Consider the following 13,175-nt stretch of genomic DNA (forward strand, 5'->3'; position numbering starts at 1 on the left):
AAAAGGGGTAGTGTGGCAAAATGCACTTGCATGCATCATACCTCCCTTAAATATAATGAGAATAGCAGGTCCTGAAAAATAATCCAGCCCTGATTATCAACAAAATAAAATTTTGACAGGAGAATTTTTCAGGAGCACATTTAAAAGATATAATTCCTTAAAAACCATACACTTTAAGGAAACAGCAACAACAAATTTTCCAGTAGTTCACGCATACTGAACCCTACTTCGGTTTGATTCACTGATAGGCAAAGGGTTCTGCCGGAATCCGGATGGTAGAAGACTCCGCTTCCCCAGTACCCAGTATGTCCATAGTACACAGTATCATTAAGTTGAAATCTACCTATGCCCAATCCGTAATCGCCATCACCACACATCTCCTCCAGGGTTGCGGGATTCCTGAACAACTTCCCGCTGAACAGGCCTTGCATAAAAAGCGACAAGTCGTTAGTCGTAGAGACCAATCCGCCTCCGGCCCAATCAAAAGAAGTGTTGATCAAAGCTGTAGCATCGATATCTCCCACAAAGGCATGCACCTGTGGATTCACTCCCGGATTGGCCTCATAATATTCAAAATAGGTTTGCTTCATCTCCAACGGGTCCAGTATCTTATCGCGAAAAACCTCCGGAAGCGAACGCCCCGTTTTGGCCTCAACGAGCAATCCCAAAAGAAAATAACCGGTATCGCTATAAGCATATCCTTCTCCCGGCGCAAATTTTGCCGCCTTAGGTAACTGCATCCTGTAGTAAAGGGTAAAGAGATCTTCCACAGACCACTGGTATTGTGGATCATCCATGATAACCTCAAAGAATTCTGCTTCCTTATCGGTAAACAAATCTGCGAGTCCGCTGCGATGTCCTAATAGCTCGCGTACCGTGATCTCCTTTCCAAACGACCTTCCATTAAATTGGTGAAGCGAATCGATCTTAACGAATTCAAGATCTTCCAGGTATCCGGCAATGGGTTCATCGAGGTCGACAACTCCCTTTTCCGCAAGTTGGAGCACCGCTACCGCAGTGAACATTTTCGTGATACTGGCGGTCTTAAAGGTATGGCTTGTTGTGGCAGGAAGGCCATATGCCAGATCAACATAGCCAAAGGCACCCTGGTATTCGAATCCGCTTTTCATATCGCTAAGATCACATAAAATATTTACCACAGGAGCTGCCCCCGTTGTGTCTATTAGCTGTTGTAATCGAAGTTCGATCGAATCGGATATTTTTGAAAATGGTTCTTGCGCTTTGAGAGAAATCTGAAAAAAAAGCATCCAAGCGATCACATAATATCTGTACATGGTCCTAAAATTTTATTCAAAAATAAGAGGCTCCGGCCATGGACCTTTTGACCTAGATCAAATCGGGATGTTTTTTTCTGATTCGACTGAGCCGTTCCCGGGAAATTCCAAGGTAAGATGCCAGATCCTGGACCGGAATACTTCGGCCTTCAACCGGTTGTCTTTTCAGTAATTCGAGGTAACGGCTTTCTGCAGTTTCCGCCTTAAACTCAACAAAGCGCTGTGCCAGGGTCTCTGCATAGGTACTAAGCAAATGGATCATAAAATCTTTAAATCCGGGAAAGGTTTGAGCCAGGGTCTCAAAATGATCCCGGTGTACCCTGATCACCTTGCTCCTGCTAATAGCCTGTATCGTATCTTTACCCGGCAGACCATACAGGAAGGAGTGCGGACAGGTATCCAGGTCACCCTTAAAGGTAAACCCAAGGATAACTTCCTTTTCATTGACGAAACGAAGTGTACGGAACATCCCGCTTTCAACGTAAAAGATGAACTCACAGGTATGTCCTTCAGTGAGGATATTATCGCCGGCCTCTACCTCCATGGAAACTCCTCTTTTAAGCAATTCTTCGACAGATGCCTGATACTGGGAAAAATCATCTCCATGAAGCTTCATGTTCGGATTTATGTACATATCTGCTTTCTTTAATTACTCTCTACAGCCCCGGTTTCTTCCTTGAACAAACTGATCTCTCCATCGAGGACGAGACCGATCACAGTATATTCCTCGTCGATCTCCGATTCGGGAATATCGATATAGGTCACTCCGGGATACTTATTCCAATACACCTTATAAAAGGTTTTTTGGGTAAGCAGCGTTCCGCGCCCCACAACATAGGCCCGATGGATCTTATTATTGATCCCCTTCAGGAAAATTTTACCGTCTTTGGGAACATCACGTACAAAGACATAGAGGGTGCGATTATCAGGAGATAAGGTGGTAGGGCCCATAAAATGCTCAAAAGGGATGCCCGATTTACTTCCGTAGATCGCTTCCTTATGTTTTGAAGTCCACCGACCAAGATCTTTCAGTATTTCCTGCTGGGCTTCCGGGATGCTGCCATCGGCTTTTGGCCCGATATCGAGAAGAAGGTTTCCTCCCTTGTGCAGGCAATCCACAAAAAGGTCGATGATCTGTTGGGACGATTTGTAATTCCGGTCGTTCTGTTGATACCCCCAGGAATCGTTCATGGTCACACACAATTCCCAAAAATCGGCTTGAGGCTTATATACCGGAACTCCGATCTCCGGCGTTTCGTAATCGCCCTGTCCGTTAAGCCTCGAATTGAGGATCACATCGGGACGATCCTTAAACAACAGTTCCCTGATCCCTGCAACATCCCATTCTTCTGCCGTATGCTCCCAATCGCCATCAAACCACCACAGGTCCGGGTCAAACGCCTTCTTAAGTTCCACCAATTGTGCGTTCATATACTTTTGAAAGGCCTTCCACCGCTTGGGTTCCTCCTCAATAGCATAGCGCTTCTGGATTCGGGTAAAGTCAGTATAATCCTCAAAAGACCAGTCGGGCAAGGAATAATACAGGCCTACTTTCAGATCTTCCTCCCGCAAAGCTTCCACAAAGGGGGTGAGCAGATCACGACCGGCAGGACTATGTCTTTTCGCATTAAACACCTTATCCTTACTATCCCATAGTGCAAATCCGTCGTGATGTTTGGAGGTGATCACCGCATATTGGGCGCCACTCTCCCGGATCAATGCAGCCCAATCCTGCGGACGGTAATTTTTGGCCGTAAAGGCATCGGCCTGTTTCAGGTAATCTTCATGAGATATGGTCTCATTGAAAAAAGACCAGGACTCAGGGATCCCATTCACCGCATAAATACCCCAATGTATAAAGATCCCCAGTTTGGCATTGGCAAACCATTCCATTTTCGCGGAATTGTCGGTACTTGACGGTTCGGCATTCTGAGCAGGAAGCTGTAAAAACAGGAAGCACAGACACAAAAGAAGGATACGATCTTTACGCAGCATGATCACAAGATTAAGTATTGGTGGTTTCAAAGTGGAAGTTAGGAATTTTCTTTCTTTTACAGCCCAACCTCACACCAGGTGTTTTCATATTTAACCGGCCATACGCAAGCACCTCGGGAATTCAAAACACCCTTCCCATACACAAGGCGTTGTGACTCATTGCCCTACATACCAAAATTCTGTTAAAAGTAGGGGCATCATTTTGCCAGAGGCGGCCATACCCCTAATTTGGAGTTTTAGAAACGAAGCTTTTGAAACACCTTTACCTTTTCATATTTCTGATATGCACTGTACCCGCAGGGGCCCAGGTATCTGTGTTTCGCGGAAAGGTTACCGATGGGGCTCAACCGCTCGAATCGGCTCATATCCTCAACCTGAGCAAGCAGCTGCAAACCATAAGTGATGCCGAAGGAAACTTTACACTCCGGGCATCGGTGGCCGACACCCTGGTGGTGACCTTTCTGGGATACCGGGACCTCAGCTTTCGCGTCACTCAGGAGCAACTCGAAAAAGACATGACCGAGCTCGTCATGACGGGGAGCGGTATTCCCCTGGACGAAGTTACGGTAGAGCAAAACCGCGGTCTCGATCCCGTAGCGCTGGGACTCATAAGTAAGCGCCCGAAAAAGCTGCGTACCAATGAGCGTAAACTCAAGGAGGCCGGCGATTTTAAGGCAGTGCAGTTATTGGGGATCGTAGGTGGAGGGGTACCGCTGATCCCCCTGCTGAATAAGATCACGGGAAGAACCAAACGCCTCAAGAAAAGGGTGGCTATGGAGAATGAGAACCTGCTTCAGGAATACCTTTCCTACCACTACAGCGACTATATCAACAAGCAATTCGGACTCGAAGAAGAGTGGATCGACCGGTTTCTGTACTACGCCGTGATCCATCATCAATGGGATGATCTCTATCCCAACGGGAACAAAGAGCAGTTTCATTTTCGCCTTATTCAGGTGTACCAGGATTTTACCAAGGCATTAGAAGAGGCTGTCAAGGCACAGCAAGCTCCCTCCAACACCACCACCGGTGGATAAACCTTTTTTAGCTTTTCCCATCATTTTTACCTTAAATTTACAGGAACTAACCATTTTCTATGAGAACTGTACTTTCACTTTTCCTCGTCCTCCTCTGTATAACATCAGGTATGGCCCAGGAGTTGGACACCTATCTCCAGGCTGCTAAATTTCGTAATATCGGTCCCTTCAGAGGAGGCCGCGCCAATGGTGGCAGCGGGGTTGTTGGCGACCCTTCCACCTATTATATGGGAACCACAGGAGGTGGCGTCTGGAAAACCGACGACGCCGGAAACACGTGGAACAATATATCAGATGGCTATTTCAATACCGGCTCGGTAGGTGCCGTAAGTGTGTCTGAAAGCCATCCAAATGTAGTCTATGTAGGCATGGGAGAACACGCTCCCCGTGGGGTAATGACGTCCTATGGTGATGGCGTCTATAAAAGTACCGATGCAGGGAAAACATGGACTCACCTCGGACTAAAGGAGACCCGCCATATCTCGCGTATCGTTATTCACCCAAACAAGCCCGATATCGTATGGGTAGCTGCTCAGGGAGCGCTCCACGGACCCAATAAGGAAAGAGGGATTTATAAAACCACCGATGGAGGAGAAACCTGGAAGCAAGTCCTGTTTGTCAATGAGCTTACAGGCTGCAGCGAACTGTCTGTAGATATTTCAAATCCGCAGGTACTCTACGCGGCCATGTGGGAGCATATTCGCAAACCCTGGCAGGTGGTGAGTGGAGGGGAAGGCAGCGGACTCTATAAATCGACCGATGGAGGCGAAACATGGTTTAAGATCGAAAACGGGATCCCGGAAGAAAAAGGGAAAATGGCCATCGCTGTTTCGCGAGCCAATCCCGATCGTGTTTACGCCCTGGTAGAAAGTGACAGTAAGGCTGAAAAAGGCGGACTCTTTGTTTCTGATAATGCAGGGGAAAGCTGGTCACGAGTTAGCGATGATCATCGCCTTATACAAAGAGCGTGGTACTATATCGAAGTATTCCCCGATACCAAAGATGAAAATACACTTTATGTGCTCAGCGCTTCTTTCTACAAATCGATAGACGGCGGAAAGACCTGGGAAGAGATCAACACCCATCATGGCGATTACCACGATCTGTGGATCAATCCTGACAACCCAAAGAACATGATGGTTACCGATGACGGAGGATCTACCATCACCCTGAATGGAGGCCGATCCTGGTCTTCCCAACAAAATATGCCCACCGCACAGATCTATCGTGTGGCCACAGATAACCTGTTCCCATACAATCTCTATGGCGGTCAACAGGACAATACTTCAGTAAAAATTGCAAGTATCGGACTCGGAGACGGTAGTATTGGTACAGACGATTGGTCCCCTTCAGCAGGAGGCGAAAGTGCCTTCCTCGCCTTCGACCCCGATAATCCGACCAAGGTCATGGGCGGAAGCTACCTGGGAACCATAGAGCTGCTGAATACCGAAGCGAAAGCCAGCACTAATGTGATGATCGAACCCAATCTCTACCTCGGTTTACCGGCGAGAGATATGAAATACCTCTACAACTGGAATGCCCCGATCATCAAGTCGGTCCATGAGCCCGACGCCTGGTACCACTGTGCCCAATATGTGCTTAGAAGCAGGGATGAAGGCAAAAGCTGGGAAGTGATCTCCCCCGACCTCACGACCAACGACGATAGCAAACAAGGAAACGGAGGAGGTCCGTATACCAATGAGGCTGTGGGGGCAGAGAATTACGGGACCATAAGTTATATCATCGAGTCGCCTCATGAGAAAGGGGTATTCTATACCGGAAGTGACGATGGGATGGTATATGTTACCAAAGACAACGGGGAAACCTGGAACAATATAACCCCTAAAAAATTACCGGAGACCCTGGTGAATGCGATCGAAGTATCACCCCACGATCCGGCTACCGTATATATCGCCACCACCCGATACAAGTTTAACGACCATACTCCCGGATTGTGGAAGAGCACGAATTACGGAAAAACATGGACCAACATCTCTGAAGGGATCCCGGTTGGCGCCTATACCCGTGTAGTACGTGAAGACCCCGTTCGTAAAGGGCTGCTCGTAGCCGGAACAGAACTTGGACTCTATATTTCCTTTAACGGAGGAGCTACCTGGGAGCCTTTTAAAAATAACCTGCCGGTAGTTCCGGTAACCGACCTCTTGCTGGAGCACGACGACCTGATCGTAGCCACCCAGGGACGTTCGTTCTGGATCTTTGACGACCTGCACCTGTTGAGAGCTTACGAGGCGGGAAGCAAAGGATTAAACCTGTACACGCCGGAACCGGCCATTTTAGCCAATTGGTACAGCGGTATGAACAGTAATGATGCCAGCGGAACAGGGACCTATGAGGGAGTAAATCCGGCAAGCGGTATGCCGATCTATTACCATCTTCCGCAGGCTTCAGAAGACACTCCGGTAATCCTGGAGATCAGAAATGAGGCCGGAAAATTGGTAAGAACGATCTCCTCAGAGGCCGATGAGAACTACAGATCTTATGAAGGGGCTCCTTCGCCTAAGCCTGTATTACCAAAGAGCAGCGGACTCAACAGATTTGTATGGGATATGCGCCATGAGATGCTCCCCGGAGCTCCGGAGGTGTATATCGAAGGAAGCTTCAGAGGCCATAAAGCCATTCCCGGCAACTATACCATTACCCTCAGAGCAGGAGATGCTGCGGTAGAAACCAAGGCAGTGATCAAGAACAATCCGTTGTTCCCAACTACGGCGGAAGATTATAAGGAATACGAAGAATTCATGAGCAAGGCGGAAGCCACCTATACAGAGATGACCAACATCACCAACAGGAACTACGACATGCTTGAGCAGCTCAGAGGATTCATGAAGCGGGTAGACAAAAAGAAACACGCAGAGGCCTATACCAAGGCAGAAGCGCTGGCGGCAAAAATGGACGCCTTTGACAAGCTTATGGTGCAACGTTTATCCAAGGCCTATGACGATGTGGAGAATTATGTTAATGGATTCACAGCCCACTACCTCACAGCGATCAACCAGACCGATAGCCAGATCCCGAGGGTGAATAAAGGTAACAAGGATCGTATAGCAGAACTCAATGCCCAATGGCAGGAGCACAAGAAGTTGCTTGATGAGATCAGCGCATCCTCGGAGGAGGTCATGAAGACCATATTTGCACTTTCGCTGGCGGGATACTAATTGATGATAGATTATAAATGGTGAATGGTGAATGGTGAATGGTGAATGGTGAAATTTAAGGCATTCACGATATAAAGTAAAGGGCAGGATCGAATATGGTCTTGCCTTTTTCTTTTAAATCAGCGGCCTTCCCCTTTCCCCACTTCCCTACTTCCCTATTCACCCCTTTCCCGGTTTACCCAGTTTTCTGAAAAAACTACACTATTTAGCAGATCGCCACGGTTTACTCCGTAAACCTCGCGAAGACGATACTTTTGTTTTTCCCGTTTCCCTATTTCCCTACCCCCCCTTTCCCTATTTCCCTACTTCCCTACTTCCCTACTTCCCTACTTCCCTACTTCCCTACTTCCCTACATACCCGTCTACCCGTCTACCCGTCAAAATGTAAACCAAACACGAATTTTTGTAAACTACACTTGACATTTAAAAAATTTGTATATCTTTGTGTCAAGTAAACATTACAATTCATCAAACACCATTTACAAATGAAAACGAACAGTAACGACTTCAAGTCACAAACCTTAAAGAATACCCGTAAGCTGGGTCTATGGACCGCAGCCTGGGTAATCACCATGGCATTAGCCTCTTTCGGACCCAAATTTTTATGGGACAACAACCCCGTATTAAGCAGTGCAGCCATTATCCTTAACCTCATCTTAGGGGTATTTATGATCATGGCCAACCGCACCTACATTAACGGACTCGATGAGTTGCAGCGCAAGATCCACCTCGATGCCATGGCCATTAGCCTGGGAGCCGGAGTGGTGGGCGGACTCTCCTACTCCCTGCTCGATACTACCAATGTGATACCGTGGGATGCCGAGATCTCCTTTGTGGTGATCCTCATGTCGCTGGTCTATTTAGTAACCGTTGCCATCAACCAAAAGCGCTACCTATGAAGAATCGGTTAAAAGTATTACGCGCAGAGAAAGACCTCACCCAGGGCGATCTGGCCGATGCGCTGGGCGTATCGAGGCAAACGGTCAATGCCATCGAAAAAGGAAAATTCGATCCCAGTTTACCGCTGGCGTTCAAGATCTCGAGGCTATTCGAACAGCCTATTGAAAACATCTTTCAATTTGAAATGGAAGAATCATGATCTATATCCTGATATGTATACTGCGATGCATCATTCATATCGCATTACAGCTTTTTTAAACACCAACAGCCTCTCTGAAGTATCGTCATGGTAAAGCAGGGAGGCTTTTACCATAAGGCCTTCGAACAACTTGGTCATATGAGAATTATCATATGCGATACGGGCTTTTTATATGTAAATTCACGCAGATAAAAAATTGAGTCCTATGAAGATGATGTCTGCCTCGGAGGCCGTTACCCATATCCGATCGAATACCCGTGTATTTATGCAAGGGGCTGCCATGACCCCGAACATTCTTATTAACGCCCTATGCGAACGTTATAAAGAATTAAAGAACGTGGAGCTCATACAGATCCACACAGAAGGGAAGGCCTTATACACCCAGCCGCCTTACAGCGCTGCCTTTCGCGTGAACAGTCTCTTCGTGGCAGGAAACGTCAGGGATTCCATCACCTTTGAAAATGCCGATTACACCCCTATTTTCCTCAGTGAGATCCACCTGCTCTTCCGCAGGAACATCCTGCCTCTGGACGTAGCACTTATTCAGGTGAGTCCGCCCGACCGTCACGGATTCTGCTCCCTGGGTACCTCCATAGATGTTACCCTTCCCGCCATACAGAAAGCCAAAATGGTGATCGCCGAGGTGAATCCGCAAGTACCCCGAACCCATGGCGACGGGATCATCCACATAGATCATATCAATATCGGGGTAGAAACCGATCAGCCTATTTATGTTAAACAGGCTACCACTCCCACGGAAACCGATCGCAAGATCGGCGCCCATGTAGCCGGCCTCATTGAAGATGGTGCCACCCTGCAAATGGGTATCGGAAACATTCCCAATGCCGTTCTCGAGAACCTAACGAATCATAAGCGCCTGGGTATACATACCGAGATGTTCACAGACGGTGTGCTTCCCCTTATTGAGCAAGGCGTAGTAACCGGAGAAGACAAAGAGGTGAAAACCGGTAAGGTGGTGACCTGCTTTGCCATGGGATCACAAAAACTCTACGACTTCGTAGATGATAATCCGCTAATCCACTTCAAAGAAGCCGCCTATACCAACGATACGGCCATCATCAGAAGAAATCCGAAGGTTACAGCCATTAACTCGGCTATAGAGATCGACCTCACGGGACAGGTATGTGCCGATACCATCGGAAAAATGCAGTATTCGGGCGTGGGCGGACAAATGGATTTTATACGGGGGGCTGCGCTGTCTGAAGGCGGCAAACCTATTATTGCCATGCCTTCCATCACCAACAAGGGCTTCACCAAGATCGTACCCTACCTGCAGGAAGGTGCCGGAGTAACCACCACCAGGGCCCACGTGCATTATATCGTAACCGAGTACGGGGTAGCCTATCTCTTCGGTAAAAACCTAATGGAAAGAGCCAAAGCGCTTATTAACATTGCGCATCCGGACCATCGGGAAGAACTCGAAAAAGCAGCCTGGGAACGATTTGCAAAGAAGAGCATAGGTTAAAAGAAGTACTTTAGATACGAAAAAGGCTACTTTACTCGTTATCTGTTGTAAACCAAAATAGCAAATCCGATGATACCAAATTTAAAGAACCTTCGATTTAAACTACTCATTACGATGCTGGTGCTCCCTGCATTTATGCTATTAACCGCCTGCAGCGATGATGATGAAGATACAGAAACCAATGCCGATATCGCCATCGAACAGATCTACGACAGGGTGACTACAGGTACCTGGCGTATTACCCTTTACAATGATTCGGGTGTGGATGAGACCAATGATTACGCCAACTACTCCTTCTCCTTTGAGCCCGACGGAAAACTGGTGGCCGATAATGGGGTGGAACAGTATGCCGGAATTTGGTCCATGACTAAAGATGATGACAGCAGTGACGACAGCAGCAATGATGACAATGATATCGACTTCAACATTTCCTTCAGCTCTCCTGAAGTACTCGTGGAGCTTACTGACGATTGGGATGTGAGCAGCTGGTCAAATACCCGTCTGGAACTTTATGACGTGAGCGGAGGTGACGGCACCACCGACCTTTTAACTTTTGAAAAGAACTGAACCCTGCGGTTTCGTTATTCCTGAACCATCACTACCAGGATTCGCGAGATCATAACATGCTATTACTGTGAAACAGCCACCGGTTAAAGAGATCCAAAACAGGAACGACATCGCCCAACTGGTGGCTGCTTTTTATGCCAGGGTCAGGGAACACGAACACCTCGGACCTATCTTCAATAAGGTGATCACCGACTGGCCCGCACACCTGGAGATCCTGACCACCTTCTGGGAATCTCAACTCTTTCTCAACCGCAGCTACATGGGGAATCCCATTAAAAAACACCAGGATACCGACAAGGCCGTAAACCACAGCATAACTATGGAACACTTTGGGCAGTGGCTGGAACTGTGGATCGCCACCATTGATGAGCACTTTACCGGAGAGCGCGCCTGGATCGCACAGAATCGTGCGAGAAAAATGGCAACCATGTTCTTTCTAGAGATCTACAAGGCTCGCCAATAGTTTCACGATCATCTTAATCCAACCGACTCATTTTCAATTAACTACTTCGCATTCAGGGTGTTTTTATACGTAACTTTATGATTATCAACCATTAACCAATGATCATGAAAACGATTCTCCCAACCCTGTTCGCCCTTGTCTTCACCCTTTCTTCCTATGCACAGGTAGCGTATTTGCAATACCGAAAGGTTCCGGCCGACAAAACGGAGGAGTTTGTAGAAAAGGAAACACAATACTGGTCAAAAGTGGCCAAAGCCGCCATTAAGGAAGGTAAGATGAGTGGATGGTCCCTGTGGCGAAAGATCGGAGTGACCCATGAAGATGCACCCAACTTCGTTTTTGTAAATACCTTCGAGAATCCAGCAGCCATGTATGCCGATGATGTTTGGGCTAACCTTGAGGCCATCGAAGAGATCCTGGGGGTAAACCCTGCCACCGTAGAAACCAACTCCTTTACTACGGTGACCTTTGATTATGTGATGCAACTCGAAGCCATGGTTCCCGGGGACTATAAATACGCCTTGGTGAATTATGCCATGCCCGAAGACAGGAATGCCTTTATCCAGGAAAATATCAATCTATGGCGCCCTTTCCACAAAGCCAATATCGATAAGGGTGAGATGGGTATGACCTGCTGGGGAATGATGTCTGTTATGTATCCTACAGGGAACAAAGCCCGATTCTCGGTGATGACCTGGGACGGATTTAACCTGTTGAAAGACGTGATGAATTACCTCCGTTACCAACCGCAAAGCGAGATCACCCCGGAATGGGAAGCCATTATGAGCAAAACTAAAATGGGTGATATTCTTCCCAACGGATTTGAATGGAGCATCGTATACGAACTGGTCATGAGCATTGGCCCCGATAACGAATAAGACTTTTCTTGTTATAAAATAACCACCTTATTCCTTCATTTGTTCGATTCAAAACAGCAGATAATCGTTAACCAGCTGATTTATTGCGTCTTATGTGTATTTTGATTTAACGTTTCGGGGTATGAAGACCAACCCCGGGTAAGTATTGGTCGTTTTTGTCGACGAACAGCATGAATGGTCTTAAATTATTCATAAACTATATCAATTCTAAATAATTGAGCGTTAGATTATTTATAATTGAACACAAAACACTAAAAAATGGATTTAATTAGCGAAGCAATGGAGTTCGAACAAAACGAACCCAAGCCTAAAACGACCAGTGAACGCATCAGGTTTTCGCGAAAAGCTAAAGACCTTATTCTTAGCATCAATGAGATCTATAAAAAGAATAAGGACGAAAAGCTTATGAACCTGATGAAAAAGCTCACCGTTCGTAAACAACAAGCGGAAAAAAGGCTGAAAGGCCGTCCCGTATAGTGAAAGCTTAAGAATTTTCACCAAAGCTAAGACCGGACCTCTCATAATGGGAAGTCCGGTTTTTTTATGGGACATATCCAACACGCGTTGAGCGAGGCAATAACACTGCTTATCAATTGTATTAATACGTTTTTTCTTAAAAAATGCTATACTTGTGCTTCAAACCCAAAAACACTTACAATGAAAAAACTATTCATCACAACACTGATCACCCTATTATCGGGAGTGGCTTTACAAGCCCAGTACACCGGATGGAGTATTGCTGCCAACGGAGGAATTGCCACCGGTGAGTTCAGCGAGATCACCTCTGCCAATGTTGGTGCCGATTTCAATTTCCTTACCGCAGTTACCCCTAATCTCGACCTCGGTGGTACCGTAGGTTACGGACGCTTCCTCGGAAAAGACATAGAGACCGATTTCGGAACTGCCGAAGTTGAAGACTACTCTTATATCCCGGTTGCAGCTGCAGCCCGTGTTTATGCTACAGATAAACTATTTGCCGGACTTCAGGGTGGTTACGCCTTTGGAGTAGAAGAAGGTAGTGAAGGCGGATTCCTTTACCGTGTAAAAGGTGGTTACAAGGTCACCGAAAAGATCGATCTTTTTGCCATGTACCAGGGCATCAGCAACGATGGCGACAACCTCGGCGCTGTAGGTGCCGGGATCGCGTTTCTTTTGTAGTTATACAGTTACGCAGTTACG

The 13,175-nt window shown here is 47.0% G+C and carries 13 protein-coding genes; 10 read left to right on the top strand and 3 right to left on the bottom strand.

From position 1 onward, the window contains the following. Window positions 1–173: 173 nt before the first annotated feature. Genes IS446_RS00565 through IS446_RS00575 form a run of 3 tightly spaced genes read right to left on the bottom strand, consistent with a single transcriptional unit; the run spans window position 174 to window position 3,290 of the window. Window positions 174–1,295, bottom strand: coding sequence for a serine hydrolase domain-containing protein (locus IS446_RS00565; RefSeq protein ID WP_203057215.1), 1,122 nt, complete (start codon window positions 1,293–1,295; stop codon window positions 174–176). 52 nt (window positions 1,296–1,347) lie between these two features. Further along, window positions 1,348–1,929, bottom strand: a complete 582-nt coding sequence (locus IS446_RS00570) for a Crp/Fnr family transcriptional regulator (RefSeq protein ID WP_203057216.1) — start codon at window positions 1,927–1,929, stop codon at window positions 1,348–1,350. Window positions 1,930–1,940: 11 nt separating this feature from the next. Beyond that, window positions 1,941–3,290, bottom strand: coding sequence for an alpha-L-fucosidase (locus tag IS446_RS00575; protein WP_203057217.1), 1,350 nt, complete (start codon window positions 3,288–3,290; stop codon window positions 1,941–1,943). Between the two features lie 251 nt (window positions 3,291–3,541). Here IS446_RS00575 and IS446_RS00580 point away from each other — a divergent pair, with 251 nt between their 5' ends. The 10 genes from IS446_RS00580 (at window position 3,542) to IS446_RS00625 (ending at window position 13,154) form a co-directional block, all read left to right on the top strand. Then, window positions 3,542–4,327, top strand: coding sequence for a carboxypeptidase-like regulatory domain-containing protein (locus IS446_RS00580; protein WP_203057218.1), 786 nt, complete (start codon window positions 3,542–3,544; stop codon window positions 4,325–4,327). 59 nt (window positions 4,328–4,386) lie between these two features. Continuing rightward, complete coding sequence (locus tag IS446_RS00585) at window positions 4,387–7,503, top strand: WD40/YVTN/BNR-like repeat-containing protein (RefSeq protein ID WP_203057219.1); 3,117 nt, start codon at window positions 4,387–4,389, stop codon at window positions 7,501–7,503. 485 nt (window positions 7,504–7,988) lie between these two features. Next, window positions 7,989–8,402 carry a hypothetical protein gene (locus IS446_RS00590; protein ID WP_203057220.1) on the top strand — a complete coding sequence of 138 codons (414 nt, stop codon included), beginning with the start codon at window positions 7,989–7,991 and terminating at the stop codon, window positions 8,400–8,402. Further along, on the top strand, window positions 8,399–8,602 hold the full coding sequence (locus IS446_RS00595; protein ID WP_203057221.1) for a helix-turn-helix transcriptional regulator: 204 nt from the start codon (window positions 8,399–8,401) through the stop codon (window positions 8,600–8,602). Before IS446_RS00590 ends, IS446_RS00595 begins: the two co-directional genes overlap by 4 nt. Before the next feature lie 205 nt (window positions 8,603–8,807). After that, window positions 8,808–10,088, top strand: a complete 1,281-nt coding sequence (locus IS446_RS00600) for an acetyl-CoA hydrolase/transferase family protein (protein WP_203057222.1) — start codon at window positions 8,808–8,810, stop codon at window positions 10,086–10,088. 69 nt (window positions 10,089–10,157) lie between these two features. Further along, window positions 10,158–10,655, top strand: coding sequence for a hypothetical protein (locus tag IS446_RS00605; RefSeq protein ID WP_235996355.1), 498 nt, complete (start codon window positions 10,158–10,160; stop codon window positions 10,653–10,655). A 67-nt stretch (window positions 10,656–10,722) separates the two neighbouring features. Continuing rightward, window positions 10,723–11,118 (top strand): group III truncated hemoglobin, encoded by a 396-nt coding sequence (locus IS446_RS00610; RefSeq protein WP_203057223.1) that lies wholly within the window; start codon window positions 10,723–10,725, stop codon window positions 11,116–11,118. A 104-nt stretch (window positions 11,119–11,222) separates the two neighbouring features. After that, on the top strand, window positions 11,223–11,996 hold the full coding sequence (locus tag IS446_RS00615) for a hypothetical protein (RefSeq protein WP_203057224.1): 774 nt from the start codon (window positions 11,223–11,225) through the stop codon (window positions 11,994–11,996). A gap of 258 nt (window positions 11,997–12,254) precedes the next feature. Further along, the gene (locus IS446_RS00620) at window positions 12,255–12,473 is read left to right on the top strand and encodes a hypothetical protein (RefSeq protein ID WP_203057225.1); all 219 of its coding nucleotides are present in this window, start codon (window positions 12,255–12,257) and stop codon (window positions 12,471–12,473) included. Window positions 12,474–12,653: 180 nt separating this feature from the next. Then, on the top strand, window positions 12,654–13,154 hold the full coding sequence (locus IS446_RS00625) for a hypothetical protein (RefSeq protein WP_203057226.1): 501 nt from the start codon (window positions 12,654–12,656) through the stop codon (window positions 13,152–13,154). Window positions 13,155–13,175: the final 21 nt, after the last annotated feature.

It is taken from the genome of Robertkochia sediminum (assembly GCF_016786255.1).
Lineage (GTDB): Bacteria > Bacteroidota > Bacteroidia > Flavobacteriales > Flavobacteriaceae > Robertkochia > Robertkochia sediminum.